Consider the following 19,503-nt stretch of genomic DNA (forward strand, 5'->3'; position numbering starts at 1 on the left):
GGGACGACTTGAGAGAATTATTGCATTCAAATAAAAATAAACCCCTATTGGATGTCTATGTATTTTCTTATTTCAAACTGAACAAGGTCATCTTGCGAGTTTACATAGTCAGCGAATTCGCTATTGAATCTAACCTCTCCAAGCTCACTTATTGAAATATTGCCTGTCTGCTTGTCACGCTCCAATTTATTAACCAAAGACCCACTAATGCCCATCTTGACGAATTCGGCATTTATTTTTTTGTTAGTTCCGTAAATATGTAGATTGTACTCGTTCTCAGTAAGTAGTCTCAAGTCATGAAGGGCTTTCACGTATTCATTGAGTCTATAAGAGACAAAGTCACTTTCTATCTTAATTTTCACTAGCGCCAAGTTTACTAACTCTTTGTCTGTTTTTTTTGATAGATCTATGTATACATTGCTGCCATGTACGCCGTCGGCCCTGTTTTTGGCTATCTCGCCATAGGAACTTCCAATGAAAAATTCTTTTCCACTATCGGTAAGTTTAATGCTGTGGAAATACTTCACTGTGTCTGATAAGTGATCTTTAAGATTTAGGCGATGGAGGTTTCTTGTGAAAAGTTTGTAGAAATCTCTAGCTTTTTGGTGCTGAAGGCGAAGAAACGCGGCATCTGAAATCTGATTTTCAAGAGACTTGATAAAATATAAATACACTTTGTCAATTACGTCGGATGTTATCCATTCCTCACTTGAGGAAATTGTACCTAAGCGCCTTTCAAGTAAGCCAAAGACTCCCTCAGGATTATAGTACACAGAAGAAATTCCTGACTCCATAAGCGTGTGCTTTACTTTGCTAGACTCGTCCCCATCACTGTGTATCAAGAAATCCTCTTTGCTCTGGATGTATTCAAATTGATTAACTTTCCTCTCTAGAGTCTCTATACCATCCTGATCTATATTTTCGCGCGCTATGTCTAAATTTTTAATGACCTGGCTCAAGTCGAAATTCAGAAGTAGAGGGTTTTCTATGTTATCTTTAAATATTCCATTTTTTAGAAGTCTTATTTTATTTTCCATCTTTCCACCCTTCCGATTAAACTGGTCTGAGTTTACAAAGTGTATAGGTGGAAGAAGTTTGTCGAGAGATTTTCTGCTGTCATCGAACACATCGTTAAGTCTATTTACCCTGCCAATCAAGTTGGTTAATGATTTTCCATCCAGATCGTAAGTGTTTAGAATAAATAGGTTGTCGATCGGCAGGTTAACTCCCTCTAGAATTACTGAGTTCGCAATCAGGTATTTTAGTTCTTTGGTTTGTGCAAACTTGTGTTCCAAATATTCTTTTACTAAGTCCGGGAGCTTTCCATGCAAATAAATCATCCCCTTTTTTATATGCTCTACGCAATAGAAGTCACTGTGAACGTTGTTTGAAATGGTCTGAGATAAATCGCCGAGCACACTTGAGCTAATATATGGTAGCTCCTTGCTTATAAGCATGGAAAGCTCTTCAACTTTCTTCGGTGCTCTGAGGTATAGGAAGTTCTTCTCTTTCTTATTTTTTATTATGTAGTCTACGAAACTCGACTCATTCCCTAAGCGATAAAACTCATTCATGAATCTATTATAGGTGTGCTGTTCTCCATTGGATTTAAATTCATAGATTTCTGGTTCTTTAATATTGCTTGCTATGCGCCGTTCAAAAAATCTCTGATTTTCATCAGTTTTAAGATTTTCTGTTTCAGATACCAAAGGTGATAAATAATAGTTTGTCGACTCCGGATTTCTAAGTCTATTCCTACGTATTAGCCTTGTTAGCAGAATACTTCTTGCATCCATTTCAAATAAGTTCTGGGCTTCATCAATTATCAGAAGTTCAAAAGATATATCTTTGTTTTTTAAGAGCCTGAGAGCACGCTCTTGAGTGAATATGGAAATAAAATCTCCTGCCCCATCATACATTTCATCATGAAATATAATGTGGCGGAGCGGGAAATTAGCTTTGATTAACTTGTAAGTTTGTGTAAGGAGTGATTTGGTTGGTACGATGATTGCGGTTTTCTTGGGATTTTTTGCTTTTATTATATCTATAATTAATGTGCTTTTTCCAAAAGAGGTCGGCGCGATGTAACAGTTCTCCTTGCTACCGCTATTAATTATTTGCTCTCGATATTTTTTTTGCTCGTAAGTTTCAGTTATATGTTTGTTTAGAAATTTTTCTAACTGGTACTCTAAAGTGAAGTTTGTGCTTGTTGAACTCTCGGTTAATTTATTTTTTGATATGTACTGCGCTACCGGGTAGATCCCAAAATTTGAACTTGCATCTAGTAGTGGTTGATAATAGTTGTTATTGATTGCGCACTTTAAGGTTATGTAGTATGCAATCTCAAAGTAGGGGGATCTTCTCTTGTCGCCACTGTATTCGTTAAAAAATACAATTGCACAGCTTAGGATGAACTCCAGCTCTCTATTATCAAGCTGAATATTTAGAGAGGTCTTCCTCATAACTTCTGAAAATAATTTATTGCTTTTGAGCCAAGTCAGGCTAATTGCCATTTTACTTCTCCAGGTATTCAACAAAGCTATTTAGGCTAGATTTTGTCAAGCACATAGCTTTAATCGTTTTTCCGTCAAAGCTTAATACGAAGCTGTTATCATTTAAGATTTCAGTACTTGCTGTTGAGTCCCACGCGCCATTTAGGAATATCGTTGAACATGTGATGATATTGAATTCGGTTATCTTGTTAAAGGTTCCTTGGTCAAACATATCCTGAAGATTTTTAATCTTCTTTCTGATTGATTTTTCCGTTCCTACATCTATATGGGAGGCATGGTTGTAGGCATTCTTCCATGGGTTGTTTTTACCTTTTTCACTTTTTCCAGAAACATACTTTTCTAAATCGGAGTAGGCGTGTTTAAGCTTATCTTTGTGGCTGATTCTTTTACTGGATATAGAGCCGGATTTACTTTCAAGTAGATAGGTTTCAGCATCTTTAGAGAAAAAACCATCAAACCCTTTTTTTATTGATCCTTCTTCTAGATTAAAGAATAGGAATTCCTGTTTGTAACCAATCATTCTTAAGTATAAATGAGCAAAAAGCTCCGCGGCTGCTCCCATTCGAGTATTGGTATCTTTATCTTCCAGAAATTTTCTCAGCCTTATTTTAACAAGGTCTAGCTCGCTATCAGAGCTGCCTTCACATATCGATACCAAAAAATCATCAAGATATTTAGTTATTTTGGTATCTAACGATTCTATATTGATGACATGTAGTTCGTGTGTGGAAGATATTAGCTTTATTTCAACTGGAAGCATTTTTATAGTCCAGGTTTTTTCGCTTGGTAATAGGGGGACGCTGCCATGGCCAGACCTCTTCAACAAATCGGTGGATCTGCGTCGTGCCGCCTAACGTATTTAGAGTGAGATTGTGCAGCTGGAGATAGATGTGCTTGCCCGCCTTCCGGGCGAGGAGTCGCACCGAAAGTTCACCGTGATAGCCTTGGCCTAGCTGCCGCTTGAGCCGAGCGAGAAAAAATGCGCCCGGAAAAATCCAGTTCGGTATGCCCGAGATCTGGGCGATGATAGGGGTGAAGTCCATTTTGCAACCTTTCCAGAAATCCTTATCCACCCGCATCTTACCGAAATTTCGAGTAATGGCACGTTAGTATTACTCGATGGTGAGAAGGTGTGTGGTCGCGTTTAGATTTAGCCTGACGCAAGGCCTGTGCCATTGATCTGATACTGGGTGCAACGTGCAACACCAAAGTAATTCAGCTCCATAAGGTCGCTCAGATGGCCAATAGCAGTAGAAGGGCGCATGTACTGGGCGGCCCTAATGCGTTCCTCAAGCCGCGCTCACGGCCATCAAGCTGGCTGCCGGGTCTTCCGGTCTACAGGACCTAGCATCGTGTTCGATTAAACCATATAGGTAAGCGGCGTAATCCAATTAGCTCTGCCGATCAATCTGTCGTGCTTCGTTAAAACCTAGCCCATCCTCCGACCGACACCACCGCACAAACACCTGCCAGCGATCACTGTGCGCCTTCACCGTGCGGTAATGCCCATCGCCAAACAGATCCCGTAATGCCTGCGGCCCGGCATAGCTCAACTGCCGACCATAGCCAAAATTGCGCCCATCTCGTTTACCGAGCAACGCCATGATCAAACTCCTCTCGAAGCCAAAATCTTTGAAACCTTCCCCGCGTCATCCCGCCTAGGATGTTGAGTGTTATCAGGAATCAAGGCCCCTGCGACCTGTGAGGGTTGTCCACTAACGCGGGACTGACGGCTCTTTACGACCGGGAGCTTGGGCATCTCATGATCTGGCCTCCTGAACACCGATGCCGGTGGGCGGGTGGAGGCTGCATTGGCTGACGAGACCAACGCCGTGAGATCTTGAGTCGGGTGAAGGCAGGAATGCGATGACCGGGGCATGCCTGACTGTCAGTCAGGTGCAGTCCATTCCGTAGGCTGCGGCACCATCATCTACATCGCTGTTGCTGGTGACTTCGGTGTTTGTCACGCCGATTGTCACGAGGGGGAATGCCGCAAAGCCTTGTACGAGTTGGGCTGCAGCAGTGGTAGGAGCGCCCGTCTCTTTCCGGGAGAAAGAGACGGGCGCAGGTTGGCGCACGGGAATGACCAAGCGGATAGGTTGCTGCAGGGCAGCTGGGTAGGGGGATGTATTTGCCGCAATGGCAATGATCTGAAGTAGGCATCCATCACTCGGTGAGTGACCGTGCGAGCTGCCGGACGCTAATCGCACTTTGGGAGAACCACCACGGTGTGGCGTAGCCTTAAAGGTTCTGGCTACCTGGGTTGCTATCAACGACAGCGCTTGCCCGATCTTTTCTACGCCTGTGGATAATTTGGGTCAAGGCTCGAATTTTCGGGAATTCTGCGGCTGTGGATAAAATTATCCACCGGTGGAAATCCGTGGTTTTCCACAGACAGTTACGTGGGCTTTAGATTTTTTAAATGAGGTCCATCCAAGCAGGGCGGCTTTGCAGCCCCGCTTGGATGGACCCGCGTGGAAGGGCGGACTGCGGTGATCTTATTGGCTTACCCACGTTTGGATGCGCCACGGCTATTTTGTAGGGCGGTAATGTTGTCGCCGACCGGATGAGCGAATTCGTGGGGCGTCACATGCCCATGGCGGTTGGCGTCGATGTAGTTGCTCCACCACGCCATGATTAGCCTACGCTGTTCGAGGAATTCAGCCTTGTGGATATACGCGGCGCGCACACGGTTGCGTTCCTTGTGGCTCATTTGTCTTTCGATGGCTGCGTCGGTCCATAACCCGGACTCCAGGAGGGCGCTACAGGCCATGGTCCTGAAGCCGTGGCCGCATACGTCCTTGCTGGTGTCATAGCCGACGTTGCGGAGCATGGTGTTCACCGTGTTCTCGGACATGGGCTTCCAATACTTGTGGTCGCCCGGTAGCACCAACTCTGAAAAGCGACTCAGGCTGCGCAGGCGCTCCAGTATTTCGATGACCTGCGGCGATAGCGGAACCATTTGAATGTCGCCGTTCATCTTGGTCCCGCGTGTGGAGTTGCGTACCCCTTCAATCGGTGCGCGTGTATCGGGGATTTCCCACATGGCGCGTTGGAGGTCGAACTCACTCCATCGAGCGAAGCGCAGTTCGCTGGAGCGGACGAATACATGCAACGTCAGCAGGACGGCGAGGCGCGTCAGCTCGCGGCCGTTGTAGTTGTCGATACGGTGTAGCAGTTCGGGTAGGCGGTTGAGGGAGAGGGCCGGGCGATGGACTGTGCGCGGCGCGTGAATCGAGCCTGCCAGATCCAGTGCAGGATTCAGGGTGATCTGCCGAGCCCTTTTGGCCCCGCGCATGATGGTGGATAAGTAGTTCTGTACCCTTAACGCCACATCCATAGTGCCGCGTTCCTTGATGCGCTGGGTGATCTCTAGCAGGTCGTGGGTATCGAGCTCGGCAATGGGCCGTTGGCCGATCTGCGGGAAGACGTGGGTGCGCAGTCGGCTCATTACGGTTTTTGCGTGGCCTTCGGTCCAGCGACGGGACATATCGGCGTGCCACTCCAGAGCAACGGTTTCGAAAAGCAGTGCCGCCCGCTGGGCTACGATCTTGGCCTTCTTCTTTTCTTCCATTGGGTCGAGATTGTCGAGCAGCAATGCCTTGGCCTCGTCTCGCTTACGCCGTGCGACGGAAAGGGTAACGATGGGGTAATTGCCGATGATGAGCGTACCTTCCTTGCCGCTGGGCTTGGTGTACTTCAAGCGCCAGGTCTTCACGCCATTGGGTTTGACGAAAAGGTACATGCCGCCGCCGTCGAACAGTTTGTAGGCGCGTTCGCGGGTTTTGGCCGTGCGGCATTGCAGGTCGCTGAGGGGGATCGCTAGACGTGGCATAGGGGTACGCGCTCCTGACCGGGAGATCGCAGTACCCCTAACATACCCTCGGGGAAGGGGGATTTTGTTGGATCCCGACAGAGGGTCCTGGAACGAAAAAACCCGCCAAAGGGCGGGTTTTCGGGGCTTCCAGAGCACTCGGTGGAATGCAATGGAGCCTAATGTGGTGCCGGCACCAGGAGTCGAACCCGGGACCTACTGATTACAAGTCAGTTGCTCTACCAACTGAGCTATACCGGCGTGTTAGGGCGACGATTATAGCGATTGAAAAGGTTCTGTAAACCCCTGAATTCTGACTATTTTTGCAAACCCTACGGTTTTCCCCGATCACCGTGTTTTTGCGCATTGTCACTGCTTGAAAACACTCTCAGAAATACGTTCATAAAATGCCATTTATTTGACTTGTTACCGTTCATCTAAAAATCAATCCATAAAAACATCAAAATAATGACACTCTCCACCGCTTCCCACAGAATGCCCAAACAAAGGGCGCCTATAAAAAGACCTGCGGTAAGTACCCGCGCTTGCCGAGCTTCACGTCTTTAAGCTGCGTCGTGAGGAGCAGGCTATGAGCCTTAGCAGTGAAATCCTGGCGTTGTTTGGCAAAGACGTCACCCATGATGCCGATGGCATCAATGCGCGAATGCACTTTTTCGGCAGTGTCCCTGAAGAATCCCATCACTTTCTCCAACCGCTGGATACGCCTGAGTTGCGCCCAAAAATAGTGGCGTTGGTGTCTATCAATGGCGGCGTCGGGCGCAGCACGCTGGTTACAGCATTGAGCAGCGGCCTGCAGCGTCATGGCGAGTCGGTGGTGGCGCTGGATCTGGACCCGCAAAATGCCTTGCACCATCACTTTGGCGTCAGTTCCACCTTGCCGGGTATCGGGCGCACCAGTCTGGAGCATGGGCAATGGGGGCCGCTGCAGCAGTTGGGGTTTGCCGGTTGCCAGGTGATCACCTTCGGCGATATCGATATCCAGCAGCAGGAGAACCTGGAGCGTTGGCTCAAGCATGAGCCCGGTTGGCTGGCGCAGCGTCTTGGGTCGTTGGGCCTCAGCGAGCGGCAGACGGTAATTATCGATACTCCCGCCGGTAATAATGTCTATTTTCATCAGGCGCTGAGCGTCGCCGATGTGGTGCTGGTCATTGTGCAGCCGGACGCTGCGTGCCTGGGCACGCTGGATCATCTGGACACGCTGCTCGCCCCGCATCTTGAATGCCCATGCCCCCCTGTGGTGCAGGTGGTGGTCAATCAGGTGGATGAAAGCAATGCCTTCAGCCTGGATATGGTCGAGGCGTTCAAGCATCGGCTTGGCCAAGACCCGCTGGAGGTGCATAGTGACATGGCGATCAACGAGGCGTTGGCTTTTGCGGCTGACCCGTTGGATAACGTCACGAAGCGGCTTGCCAGTGACGACATCAATGCGCTGTGCCTGCTGTTGAAGGCGCCTAAGAAAACCGCGTGAAAGCGCGGTTTATACGGTTTATGCCTGATGCTTATGCACAATCGGTTGGTGGGGGTTGTCACGAAACGGCCATTTTGTGGAGCGGTTCTCAACACGCTGCAACTGCCTGTTTTGTGTGCGTTTTATTTTCTGAACAAAAAATGAACAGCACCACTTTTGGTCTGTAGCGCTTATAGCTACAGCCTCTGTAAAGAATTCATCAACAGAGTTATCCACAGGCGTCTGTAGGAAATTTTGCCCCTTAATCGCGCTGGGCCAGCACCATCAAGTTGCGCGGTGTGAGGGTCGGCTCGCAAAAGCTGCCTAGCTCGACGTCGTAGCCTTGTTCCATCAGGAATAAAGCCCGGTCCAGCACCAGCCACATTTCCAGCGGGCGGCGAAACAGGCCTCGGACCAGTTCCAGGTTTCGCACTTCGGCCAGGCGACGCCAGCCGTATGCTTCCAGCGCCCCCCAATCCTGTTCGCCTGTGGATAAACCCTTGAGGCTTGCCAGCTCTCGGCAATAATCCGCGAAGGGTTTGTCCAGCCACGCGGCGGGCAGGGACGGCGTGGGCAGGTATTCGTCGCAACCGCGTAACTGTCTTTGCAGCCGGTCGAAACCCAGGCGTCGGGCCATTGAGGTGTCGCGCTGCTGGCGCACGCGGGTGCCGGCTGTGACGGTTTCGCTCAGCGGCAGGCCCAGGTCATCCACCGACAATTGCAGGGCGGAGGCGCGCGCGGTCGCGGACAGCGCTTGATAGCGGTCGGCGCCGATGCGGTTGTAGCAGCACGGCGCCAGCGCCAGTTGCTTGCAGCCGGCGGCGCTGGCCAGGTGCAGCAGACGCACGTGCAAGTCGCCGCAGGCATGCAGGGCGATGGGTGTGTGGTCGGGGCTGATCGCCACATCGGCCATCACGTTTTGCAGGCGATGGGTGACGGGCAGGCCGTGGTGTTCGCTCAAGGCGTTGCCTGAGGCAATCAGGGTCGGGTCGTATTCCAGGCAGGTCAGTTGCTGGCCGGGTTGCAGCACGCGGCGGCCAAGGTGGCCTTTGCCGGCGCACCAGTCCAGCCAATGGCTGGGCGTGGTGGCGAAATTCAGGGCGGCGCCGAAGGCTTCGATCTGCTGCCATTTGCGGCCCGGAACGTCGACGTTCAGGCGATGGCGAGCGAGGGCAAGCGGGTGTGTCGGCAACTTATCCACAGCGCCAAGTTGAAGCGCCTGGGCGGCCAGTTGTGGAAAAGGCGCGGGAGCCGGCAGGTCGTGAGGGTGGTTGTGACTGGTTTCGGCATCCTCGAGCGAGCGCTGGCGTAACCAGTGCGCCAACGCGGGATGCTCGGCTTCCCAGGGTAATTGCAGATGGGTAAAGGGCCGTGGTCGCCACAGCCCTTGGTACTCGATCAGAAACGCATCCAGTGCCTGGAAGCGTGCCTCAGCGTCCTTGGCATGCATCGACGCGCAGCCATTTTTCCAGCAGTTTGAACCCGCGCACCAGCACATAGGCCATCAGCAGGTAGAACAGCCCGGCCGCGAAGAAGATCTCCACCGGCAGGTAGGTGCGCGCGATGATGGTGCGGGCCATGCCGGTCAGTTCCAGCAAGGTCACGGTGCTGGCCAGGGCGCTGGCCTTGAGCATCAGGATCACTTCGTTGCTGTAGGCCGGCAGGCCGATACGCGAGGCGCGGGGCAGGATGATGTAGAACAGCGTCTTGGGTCTGGACATGCCCAGGGCGCGAGCCGCTTCGATCTCGCCCGGGGGAATGGCCTGGATCGCGCCGCGCAGGATCTCGGCGATATAGGCGGCTGTGTGCAGGGTCATGGTGGCAGTGGCGCACCAGAACGGATCGCGCAGGTACGGCCACATGAAGCTCCCGCGTACGCTGTCGAACTGCGCCAGGCCGTAATACACCAGGAACAATTGCACCAGCAAGGGCGTGCCGCGGAAGAAGAAGATGTAGGCATAGGGCAGGGCGCTTACGTACCAGCGGCGCGAAGAGCGTGCGATGCCCAGAGGAATCGCCAGCAGCAGGCCGGCAATTACGGCGATTGCCACCAGTTCCAAGGTCAGTGTTGCGCCCTGGGCCAGTTTGGGCAGCCACTTGATGATCACGGCCCAGTTCAGGCCCAGGTCAAAATGCGACAGCCAGCTGTAATCACCGCTCATTGGGCGCTCCTTGCAAAGCCGCGGGCGGCGCGTTTTTCCAGCAAGTGCATGCCGGTCATGGCCAGCACGGTCAGGCCCAGGTACATGAAGGCGGCGACCATGAAGAAGGTGAACGGCTGCTTGGTCACGGTCACGCCGATTTGCGCGTGGCGCATGATTTCTTCCAGGCCGATCACCGATACCAGCGCGGTGTCTTTCATCAGGATCATGAACAGATTGCCCAGGCCCGGCAGGGCGATGCGCCACATCTGCGGCATGATCAGCCGCGTGAAGATCCGAAACTTCGACAGCCCCAAGGCTACACCGGCTTCACGGTGGCCCTTGGGAATCGCGAGGATCGCGCCGCGAAACACTTCCGTGGCGTAGGCGCCAAAGCACAGGCCCAGGGCGATGACGCCGGCGGCGAAGGCGCTCAGGGACAGGTCGGGGTTACCCACAAACTCGCCAATGGCACGCATCAGGTTGACGGTGCCGAAGTAAATCAACAGCACCCACAGTAATTCGGGGATACCGCGAACGATGGTCGAATAAGCACCGCCCAGCCATTGCAACGGCTTGTACGGTGAGGTCTTGGCCAAAGCTCCGGCCAGGCCCAGCACCAGCCCCAGGCACAAGGCCGTGAGTGCCAGTTTGACGGTCATCAGCGCGCCAGCAGCGAGGGCCGGGCCGAATCCGTAGAGATCGAAATTCATGGTGTTTTCATATCGCGGCAGGCATTGCTAAAAGCCGACGCGCGCCAGGGCGCGCGTCGGGCAGGCCGTTCAGATCATTCGATGCTGAACGGGAAGTACTTGTCGTTGATCTTCTTGTAGGTGCCGTCTGCCTTGATCTCTGCCAGGGCTTTGTTCAGGCGTTCGCGCAGCGGGTCGCCCTTGCGTACGGCGATACCGATCTTGTCGCTTTCTACAACCGGGTCGCCCTTGAATTCATAGGCCGAACCGTCTTTGCTCTTGAGCCATTCGTACTGCACGTACTTGTCGGCCAGGATGCCGTCCAGGCGGCCGGAAGTCAGGTCGAGGTAGGCGTTTTCCTGGGTGTCGTACAGCTTGGCCTCGGTGTCGGGCAGCTTGTCTTCCAGGTAGGTACCTGCCAGCGTCGCACGTTGTGCACCAATCACCTTGCCCTTGAGGTAGGCGGCGTCGGGCTTGAAGTCTGCGGTGGCTTTTGGCGCGATGAACTGCAGCTTGTTGGAGTAGTACGGGTCGGTAAAGTCGACGGCCTGCTTGCGTTCATCGGTGATGGACAGCGAGGACACCAGGAAGTCGAACTTCTTGGCGTTCAGGGCCGGAATGATGCCGTCCCAGTCGGACACATACACTTCGCACTTCTCGACTTTCATCTTGGCGCACAGGGCGTCGCCGATGTCTTTGTCGAATCCGACGACATTGCCGCTGGCGTCTTTATTGTTGAAGGGCGGGTAGGCCGCTTCGATCCCCATCTTCAAGGTTTCTGCCATGGCCGTGGCGCTGAACGCCATCGAGACGGCCGCGGCCAGGAGGAATTTTTTATAGGTCTGCATGCATGTTGCTCCGTTAGCGGTTGCTGGACATGAATTGTTTGCAGCGCGCCGAAAGCGGGTTGTCAAACACCTGCTGTGGCGATCCTTGCTCTTCGACCAGGCCCTGGTGCAGGAACACCACTTCGCTGGACACCTGGCGGGCGAAGCCCATTTCGTGGGTGACCAGCAGCATGGTGCGGCCTTCTTCGGCCAGCGCGCGGATCACATTAAGTACTTCCTGGACCATTTCCGGGTCAAGCGCCGAGGTCGGTTCATCGAACAGGATGACCTTGGGCTGCATCGCCAGCGTACGCGCAATCGCCGCGCGCTGTTGCTGGCCACCGGAGAGCTGGGCGGGGTAGGCGTGGCGCTTGTCGGCGATGCCGACCTTGGCCAGCAGGGCTTCGGCCACTTCTATAGCTTCGGCCTTGCTCTGGCCAAGCACGCGGCGGGGCGCCTCGATGATGTTGTCGAGGATGCTCATGTGCGGCCACAGGTTAAAGTTTTGAAACACAAAACCGATTTCGCTGCGCAGGCGGTTGATCTGCTTACCGTCGGCAGCCATCAGCTCGCCGTTTTTAGCCGCCTTGAGCTTGAGTTCTTCACCGGCCACCAGGATCTGGCCCTGGTGCGGGTTTTCCAGCAGGTTGATGCAGCGCAGGAAGGTGGACTTGCCGGAGCCGGAGGAACCCAGGATCGAGATCACATCGCCGTCGCGAGCGGTCAGCGAGATACCTTTGAGTACCTCCAGCTCACCGTAGCGTTTGTGCAAGTTGCGGATTTCAAGCGCGGGCGTGGCCTGAGCCATGTGCGGTCCTCATTGTATTCGTTGCGTTCTGCACTGTTGGGCCGCCTTCCTGGCGAGGCGCCAAGCTAGCATAGCGTTTGGATGACAGCCAACAGCGCTGCGGACGGTAAACAGGTGGTCTGCGGCAGGGTGTCGCATCAGCGCAGCGGCGTGTCGCGCCATCAACAACCGAACAGACGTTTGAACCTGAAGAATCCACAGGCTTCGCGTAAAAAAGGGCGCGATGGTGCCAGCTTTGCGCGGGTGTTGGAAGGGTTAACCGGGTAAACGGCGCGTATCGGCGCCTTTATGGAGCGCCACATGCTTTTTGTGTGTGATTTTGGTGCACGTGTTCGTTTTAAAGTTGAGTCGCACGGTAACGCTATAGCGGAATGCCATTGTTCTCAAAGACTTGCGATCACTGTTGAATCGTCCTACAGCCCGCGTCAACTGCGGCTTTGTTACATTTTGGCGCAAAACTTGCGTAAAAAATAAAGAACGCCCTGTTGGTTTCTTTTCACGAGAAAGCCCGCAGGCCAGGCGAACCGTTTTCGCAATTCCTCGCAAAGGTGTGTCAATGAGTAGTACGCAAAGCTCCAATGACCTCGAACAGGGGCTCAAACCGCGGCATGTGACCATGCTGTCGATTGCTGGCGTTATCGGTGCCGGTTTGTTCGTCGGCTCCGGCCACGCGATTGCCGCCGCCGGCCCGGCCGTGCTGCTGGCTTATGCGGCTGCCGGTACGCTGGTGGTCCTGGTGATGCGCATGCTGGCCGAGATGGCGGTTGCGTCGCCGGACACGGGATCGTTCTCCACCTACGCCGACCGGGCGATCGGCCACTGGGCCGGGTTCACCATCGGCTGGCTGTACTGGTGGTTCTGGGTGCTGGTGATTCCGTTGGAAGCCAACGCGGCGGCGACCATCCTGCATGCCTGGTTCCCCGACGTGGCGATCTGGGCCTTCACCCTGATCATTACCTTGCTGCTGACCGCAACCAACCTGTTCAGTGTGAAGAACTACGGTGAGTTCGAGTTCTGGTTCGCGCTGATCAAGGTCGTGGCGATTGTGGGCTTCGTCATCCTCGGCCTGGCGGCAATCTTCGGTTTCCTGCCCACCAGCCAGGTCAGCGGCGTATCGCATCTGTTCGACACCCAGGGCTTTATGCCCAACGGCATGGGCGCGGTGCTGGCGGCGATCCTCACCACCATGTTCTCGTTCATGGGCACCGAGATCGTGACCATTGCCGCCGCCGAATCGAAGAACCCCGGCCAGCAAATCACCAAAGCCACCAACTCGGTGATCTGGCGGATTGGCTTGTTCTATCTGCTGTCGATCTTCATCGTCGTTTCCCTGGTGCCCTGGAATGATCCGACCCTGGCTGCGGTGGGTTCCTACCAGACCGTGCTCGAACGCATGGGCATCCCGAACGCCAAGCTGATCGTCGACCTGGTGGTATTGGTTGCCGTGACCAGTTGCCTCAACTCCGCGCTGTACACCGCCTCGCGCATGCTCTTCTCCCTGGGCCGTCGCGGCGATGCTCCGGCCGTGGCCAAACGCACCAATAAAAGCGGCACGCCTTATTGGGCCGTGTTGCTGTCCACGGGTGCTGCGTTCCTGGCGGTATTTGCCAACTATGTGGCGCCGGCGGCGGTATTTGAATTTCTGCTGGCCAGCTCGGGCGCCATCGCCTTGCTGGTGTATCTGGTGATTGCAGTGTCGCAACTGCGCATGCGTCAGAAGCGTACGGCGGCGGGCGAGAAGATTGTCTTCAAGATGTGGCTGTTCCCTGGCCTGACCTACGCAGTGATGGTGTTTATCGTGGGGACGTTGACCATCATGCTGTTCCAGGAAGCGCACCGCGTTGAAATCATCGCGACGGGCATTCTGAGCCTGCTGGTGGTATTGGCGGGGTTGTTCGTTGCGAGCCGTCGCAAGGCCCAGAGAATGGGCGCTGCCGTACTGAACTGACGAAATGTAGATCAAAATGTGGGAGGGGGCTTGCCCCCGATGGCAGTAGTTCAGTCAACCATGTAGTGGCTGACATACCGCAATCGGGGGCAAGCCCCCTCCCACATTTTGTATGTGTCAGTCTGCTGAATTCGTCAGGGACTGGGACGCTGCGACATAGTCCGCTTGGAACTGCGGCGATTCGATCCACGCCAGTGCGGCCGCTTCATCATCGCTGTCCGTGGCCCATTGCCGATATTCAATCAGCGCGGCCAGGATAAAGTCGGTCGCTTCCTCTTCGCCTTCCTGTTCCAGCACCAGCGCCAGCAACGGGTGCGCCAGGAAAGCTGCACACAACGCCTGCTGGCTGGTCTCACCCGCAGCACGCATCTCCACGAACAGCTCGGTCAAATCCACCGACTCAAGGTCGATACGGCTGTCATCGCCGGCGAAGGCATCCGGCTTGGTCGCCACGGCGCGCTGGGTACGGTTTTGCTTGGCCTTGGTCTTGGCGCGCTGGGCGCGTTTTTGCTGTTTGTTCGGCGAGGCCATGGGTTGGCGTCCTTGGGGGGCGGAATGGGGATGGGGTATTGAAGCGCAGGTTGAGACAAATCCCAAGGGAATCCGGGTAGGCTAGGCCTTTGCAACTTGCCAGAGCGTCTCATGACCCGCGACACCCTAGAGCGCAACCAGATTCCCCTCTACTTTGTCGCCATCCTGCTGGCCGCTCTTTGTGGTGCAGTTGCGCCGTCATTCGCCCAAGGCCTCAGCGTATTGATCACGCCCGCCATCGCGGTGTTGATGTACGCGATGTTCCTGCAAATTCCTTTCCTCGATCTGCGCCGCAGCTGGGGCAACAAACGCTTTATGGTGGCGCTGCTGCTGGCCAACTTCGTCCTGGTGCCCTTGCTGGTATGGGCGCTGACCCGTGGCTTGTTGGCCCACCCGGCTCTGCTGGTGGGCGCGTTGCTGGTGTTGCTGACGCCGTGTATCGATTACGTGGTGGTGTTTACCCACATCGGCAAAGGCGACTCGCGGCTGGTGCTGGCGGCCACGCCGTTACTGCTGTTGATGCAGCTGGCCCTGCTGCCGGTGTACCTGGGGTTGATGCTGGGCGCGCAATCGGAGGTGGTGATCGCCGCCGGGCCGTTTATCGAAGCGTTCCTGTTGCTGATCGTGGCGCCGATGGTGCTGGCCGCCTTGACCCTGTTGCTTGCGCGCCGCTCAGCGCTTGTCAGCCGGTGGAACAGCGCCTGGGCCTGGCTGCCGGTGCCGGCGATGGCCCTCGTACTGTTTGTGGTCATCGGCTCGCAGATCCCTTCAGTGGTTCGGGATATCAACGCGCTGCTGCCAGTGCTGCCAGTCTATGCGGGCTTCGTGCTGCTGGCGCCGCTGATGGGAATGTTGGCCGCGCGGCTGTTTGCGCTGCCGGCGGCAACGGCGCGTGCGGTGACGTTCAGCGCCTCCACGCGCAATTCGCTGGTGGTGTTGCCCCTGGCGCTGGCGTTGCCTGAGGGCGTGCGTGGGTTGGCTGCGACGGCGGTCATCCTGCAAACCCTGGTCGAGCTGGTTGCGCAGCTGGTCTACATCCGCGTGATCCCGGCCCTGGTGTGGCCCGGCAGTCGGTAACCGATGAATCTTCAGGTTCGTTCAGGCGCTATTCAGGCAGGCGGTCGGCACCATAAGCCCGCGCTTCTTACCTGACAGGTCAACCGATGGATCACCGCAGCCGCTTTCGCCTGGAACCACTGGGCATTTTTCTGATTGCCCTATTGCTGTTCACCTTGGGTATCTGGGACCAGCAGCCCCAAGGCTTTGACGGGCGCTGGGCGCTGTTCCTGCAGGAAATGTTCCGCCACGGTGCGAGTCTTTTCCCTACCACCTATGGCCAGCCGTACGCGGATTACCCCGGCACCGCGACCTTCTTCAGCTATGTCTTCGCCCGGTTGTTTGACGCGCCCAACCATCTGGCGAATGTGCTGCCCACCGCGCTCGCGTCGGCAGGCGTGATTGCCCTGGTCTATCGCCTGCTGGCGCCGTCCAGCCGGCCTTGGGCATTACTGACGGTGCTGCTGACATTGCTCACCACCCAGCTGCTCGAAAAGTCACGCTCGGTGTGCCTGGACCAAATGGTCGCGCTGTTGTGCGTGGGCGCTTTTTACCTGCTGCACAGTGGCGAGCAGTTGGGCTCGCGGCTCAGGCAGCTGGCGGTGTTCCCCTTGTTCATCCTGGCCTTTGCGATACGCGGGCCGCTGGGGTTGATCGAGGTGTGTGGTGTTGCCTGCGTGTACTGGGCGCTGGGCCGGCCGGGGGAGCGCGTCAGGCAGGTACTTATTCACGGGGCTGTCGGGTTGCTGTTGCTGGCGGCGTGCTGGTGGGTGCTGATGAAACTTGCGCGCATCAGCGGCGGCGATGCCTTCGCCGACGAGGTGTTCAAGATGCAGGTGGGCGGGCGCCTCGATGAGTCCGGAGAGCCGTTCTACTTTTATTTCCAGCTGAGTTTGTACCGTTACTTCCCGGTGGTGCCCTTGGCGCTGGCTACCTTGATTGCGCTACGTCATCGCTGGGCACAGCGCTGGGCCAATGATGAGGTGCAGCTGTTGATAAGGCTCGGCGCCTGCGGCCTGATGATTTTGCTCGGCCTGTCAGTGCCGCATTTCAAGCGGGCCTATTACATTCTGCCCATGGTGCCGATGTTCGCTGCGGTGGCGGCCTATGGGCTGCTTCAGGCGCAAGGCTGGCTCGTTGGCGTGCGCCGCTGTTACGAAGGGTTGGTTGTGGCGCTGCCGGCGCTGTGCGTGGTGGTGCTGTTTGTGTGTCGGCATGCGTGGCACAAGCAGGGTTACTGGCCCGAGGTTTCGATGCCGTTGTTGATCGGCGTGCTGGTGCTGCTGCAAATGGCTGCGATGATGGCACGGCGTCGGGCCGCACGCCTGGTGTGGCTCAGCATGATCGCCCTGGCGGCGCAGTGGCTGTTGTTGGTGACCGTGATCGAGCCGGCCAAGGACCTTCAGTTCGATACCCGGCAGTTCGTCAGCCAGGTGGAAGCGTTGCGCGATGCGCAGCCGGGGCCTTTGGTATTTGTCGACCTGGCCCGAGACACCTGGGCGGTGCGCTACATGATGAACCTGGACCACGACGAGCAGCCGCTATTCGTTGGGCGTAACGAGCTGGAGCGGCTCGCCACATTGCCCCGGCCGTCCTGGGTGATTGTGCCGCGCAAGGACACTGCGCTGTTGAAGGGTTCACCCGTAGAACCGTTGGCGCCGAGCTTTCAGGGGCGGTTGAATGACAATCCGCTGATGGTGTTTTTGCTCAACTGAGAAGTTTTTTTGAAAAGCACGGGGGGCGCAACCAGCCACAATGTCGTCGCTTTTTCGGTTAGATAATCGCTACCGTCTATCGGAATAGGCGATCCAATAAAATATTTTCAAGGATTTTTATATTTTTAATCAATGAGTTAGTAGGTCTTTAGGGGATCGCCTGAAAAGGCAGTCGGGATATTGGCTATCGCATGCTTCGATGTTAATTTGCCAGCCTTTGAAATTCGACGGATCGAACATGCATTTTCTCCTGCCACGGACTCGGCTGCTGCTGGGCGTTTGCCTACTGTTTTGTGTTGCGCTGAACAGCGCATTTGCCGCCCCCACGCCCGGCGACCAGGACCTGATCCGCGACCGTCAGAACCGCCTGCTCGAAGAGCAGCAACGGCGCCTGCAGGAACTCCAGGACCTGCCCGGCAAAGCCGCCAAACCCGAAGCCCCGGCCGCCCCCGCCGACACGCGCTGCTTCCCGATCAAGAACATCGAACTCAAAGGCGCCGACAGCCTGCCGGCCTCCGACCGTGAGCGCCTGCTCAAGCCTTATATCGGCCAGTGCCTGGGTGTGTCCCAGCTCAACGAACTGCTCAAGGCCATCACCGACTATTACCTCGGCAAAGGCCGCGTCACCAGCCGTGCCTACCTGCCGCAGCAAGACCTTTCCAGCGGCCACCTGCAAGTGCTGGTGGTGGAAGGCAAGCTCGAAGCCCTGAAAAGCGCCGAGGGCAGCACGGTGACCGAGCGTGAGTTGGCCATGGCCTTTCCCGGCAAGGTCGGCGAAGCGCTGAACCTGCGCGAAATCGAGCAACTGGTGGACCAGCTCAACCGCCTGCCGTCCAAACAGGCGCAGATGGAGCTGACCCCCGGCAGCCAGGTCGGCGGCAGCGACGTGGTGGTCAAGAACACGCCGCAAAAGCCCTGGCGCGCCAGCCTGTCGCGCAATAACGACGGCCAGAAAAGCACCGGCGAACAGCAATGGGGCGCCGGCCTTGAGTGGGACAGCCCGCTGGGCCTGGGCGACCAGTTGATGCTGCGCGGCGGCCACGATGCAGTCAGCGACCATCAGAAAACCTCGAAAAATACCCTGCTCTACTACAACGTGCCGTGGGGTTGGTGGAACTTCAGTTACACCTACAACGAAAGCGACTACCGCACCTACATCGTGGCCGATAACGCCAAGTTCAAGCAGGACGGCGACAACCAGAACCACCAACTGCGCGCCGAGCGGGTAATCCATCGCGACGACGTGAGCAAGACCTCGGTCAACGTCGGCCTGGCGCACCTGCGCACCAACAACTACCTCCTCGACGTGCGCACCGCGCCCAGCAGCAATCGCCTCAGCGAACTGCAACTGGGCATCAACCACGGCCGGCGCATCGGCAGTGCGTTCGTCAACCTCGACCTGGGCATGCAAAGCGGCATCGGCCTGCTCGACGCCCAGTCGCAGGAAGAGCGCGATTCCCTGGGCCGACGTCAGCCGAACTCGCGCTATCGCAAATACACCGCCACCCTCAGCTACCTGCAACCGTTCAGCCTGTGGGGCGAGTCGTTCAGTTTTTCCAGCCTGGCCACCGGCCAACGCAGCGAAGACATCTTGTTTTCGCCCCAGCGCATGAGCCTGGGCGGCTCGGCCTCGGTACGCGGTTTCAAGGACCAGCAGCTCACCGGCGACAGCGGCGGCTACTGGCGCAACGAAGTGCGCTGGGCGCGCCCGGTGACCCTCGACTGGATGCGCCCGGCCTTCGCCGAATACGGCGCCAGCGTCGGCTACGACCAGGGCGTGATCAGCAACGACCGCTACAACGACAACCTGCATGGGCGGGTCTCCAGCAACTCCCTGGAGCTGTTCGCCCGCGGCAAACACGTCAGCACCAGCGTGACCTTTGCCCACTCGTTAGAAAGACCTGGCGTGATCACCGAGCGCGAAGCGCCGATCTACTTCCGCATGGATTTCTTCCTGTAATTCAACGCCCCGCTGCAATGAGAACCTGAC

Annotated in this window: 15 protein-coding genes, 1 tRNA gene and 1 pseudogene; 5 read left to right on the forward strand and 12 right to left on the reverse strand. The window is 55.8% G+C overall.

Annotated features, from left to right (window positions below):
* Window positions 1-44: 44 nt before the first annotated feature.
* The 6 genes and pseudogenes from C4J94_RS01550 to C4J94_RS01580 form a co-directional block, all read right to left on the reverse strand.
* A complete protein-coding gene (locus C4J94_RS01550) occupies window positions 45-2,513 on the reverse strand; it encodes a DEAD/DEAH box helicase (protein WP_124384689.1) in 2,469 nt (822 codons plus the stop codon).
* Window position 2,514: 1 nt separating this feature from the next.
* Complete coding sequence (locus C4J94_RS01555) at window positions 2,515-3,273, reverse strand: hypothetical protein (protein WP_124384690.1); 759 nt, start codon at window positions 3,271-3,273, stop codon at window positions 2,515-2,517.
* Window positions 3,260-3,556: an NERD domain-containing protein gene (locus C4J94_RS01560; protein ID WP_124384691.1), complete on the reverse strand. Its 297-nt coding sequence runs from the start codon at window positions 3,554-3,556 to the stop codon at window positions 3,260-3,262. The genes C4J94_RS01555 and C4J94_RS01560 overlap by 14 nt, the downstream gene beginning before the upstream one ends.
* A gap of 351 nt (window positions 3,557-3,907) precedes the next feature.
* Window positions 3,908-4,117: pseudogene (locus C4J94_RS01565) on the reverse strand (integrase); the annotation flags it as partial.
* Between the two features lie 902 nt (window positions 4,118-5,019).
* The gene (locus tag C4J94_RS01575) at window positions 5,020-6,348 is read right to left on the reverse strand and encodes an integrase arm-type DNA-binding domain-containing protein (RefSeq protein WP_124384692.1); all 1,329 of its coding nucleotides are present in this window, start codon (window positions 6,346-6,348) and stop codon (window positions 5,020-5,022) included.
* A 164-nt stretch (window positions 6,349-6,512) separates the two neighbouring features.
* Window positions 6,513-6,588: transfer RNA gene (locus C4J94_RS01580), tRNA-Thr, on the reverse strand.
* A 328-nt stretch (window positions 6,589-6,916) separates the two neighbouring features.
* Here C4J94_RS01580 and bcsQ point away from each other — a divergent pair.
* The gene (gene bcsQ, locus C4J94_RS01585) at window positions 6,917-7,816 is read left to right on the forward strand and encodes a cellulose biosynthesis protein BcsQ (RefSeq protein WP_124384693.1); all 900 of its coding nucleotides are present in this window, start codon (window positions 6,917-6,919) and stop codon (window positions 7,814-7,816) included.
* 241 nt (window positions 7,817-8,057) lie between these two features.
* On the opposite strand, the gene C4J94_RS01590 is transcribed toward bcsQ, so the two are convergent.
* From C4J94_RS01590 to C4J94_RS01610, 5 genes are all read right to left on the reverse strand, one after another.
* Window positions 8,058-9,245, reverse strand: a complete 1,188-nt coding sequence (locus tag C4J94_RS01590) for a methyltransferase (protein ID WP_124384694.1) — start codon at window positions 9,243-9,245, stop codon at window positions 8,058-8,060.
* The gene (locus C4J94_RS01595) at window positions 9,226-9,915 is read right to left on the reverse strand and encodes an ABC transporter permease (RefSeq protein ID WP_124388905.1); all 690 of its coding nucleotides are present in this window, start codon (window positions 9,913-9,915) and stop codon (window positions 9,226-9,228) included. Before C4J94_RS01595 ends, C4J94_RS01590 begins: the two co-directional genes overlap by 20 nt.
* Before the next feature lie 38 nt (window positions 9,916-9,953).
* A complete protein-coding gene (locus C4J94_RS01600) occupies window positions 9,954-10,649 on the reverse strand; it encodes an ABC transporter permease (RefSeq protein ID WP_124384695.1) in 696 nt (231 codons plus the stop codon).
* 74 nt (window positions 10,650-10,723) lie between these two features.
* Window positions 10,724-11,476 (reverse strand): ABC transporter substrate-binding protein, encoded by a 753-nt coding sequence (locus C4J94_RS01605; protein ID WP_057725474.1) that lies wholly within the window; start codon window positions 11,474-11,476, stop codon window positions 10,724-10,726.
* 13 nt (window positions 11,477-11,489) lie between these two features.
* Window positions 11,490-12,263: an ABC transporter ATP-binding protein gene (locus C4J94_RS01610; protein WP_124384696.1), complete on the reverse strand. Its 774-nt coding sequence runs from the start codon at window positions 12,261-12,263 to the stop codon at window positions 11,490-11,492.
* 556 nt (window positions 12,264-12,819) lie between these two features.
* On the opposite strand from C4J94_RS01610, the gene gabP reads away from it, so the two are divergent.
* A complete protein-coding gene (gene gabP / locus C4J94_RS01615) occupies window positions 12,820-14,211 on the forward strand; it encodes a GABA permease (RefSeq protein WP_124384697.1) in 1,392 nt (463 codons plus the stop codon).
* Between the two features lie 117 nt (window positions 14,212-14,328).
* On the opposite strand, the gene C4J94_RS01620 is transcribed toward gabP, so the two are convergent.
* Window positions 14,329-14,742 carry a hypothetical protein gene (locus C4J94_RS01620; protein WP_124384698.1) on the reverse strand — a complete coding sequence of 138 codons (414 nt, stop codon included), beginning with the start codon at window positions 14,740-14,742 and terminating at the stop codon, window positions 14,329-14,331.
* Between the two features lie 111 nt (window positions 14,743-14,853).
* Between C4J94_RS01620 and C4J94_RS01625 the strand changes: the two genes are divergently transcribed.
* From C4J94_RS01625 to C4J94_RS01635, 3 genes are all read left to right on the forward strand, one after another.
* Window positions 14,854-15,819: an arsenic resistance protein gene (locus C4J94_RS01625; RefSeq protein ID WP_124384699.1), complete on the forward strand. Its 966-nt coding sequence runs from the start codon at window positions 14,854-14,856 to the stop codon at window positions 15,817-15,819.
* An 86-nt stretch (window positions 15,820-15,905) separates the two neighbouring features.
* Window positions 15,906-17,513 carry a glycosyltransferase family 39 protein gene (locus C4J94_RS01630; RefSeq protein WP_124384700.1) on the forward strand — a complete coding sequence of 536 codons (1,608 nt, stop codon included), beginning with the start codon at window positions 15,906-15,908 and terminating at the stop codon, window positions 17,511-17,513.
* A 238-nt stretch (window positions 17,514-17,751) separates the two neighbouring features.
* Window positions 17,752-19,473 (forward strand): ShlB/FhaC/HecB family hemolysin secretion/activation protein, encoded by a 1,722-nt coding sequence (locus tag C4J94_RS01635; RefSeq protein ID WP_124384701.1) that lies wholly within the window; start codon window positions 17,752-17,754, stop codon window positions 19,471-19,473.
* The last annotated feature ends 30 nt before the right edge of the window (window positions 19,474-19,503 follow it).

Source organism: Pseudomonas sp. R5-89-07 (assembly GCF_003851685.1).
Classification (GTDB): domain Bacteria; phylum Pseudomonadota; class Gammaproteobacteria; order Pseudomonadales; family Pseudomonadaceae; genus Aquipseudomonas.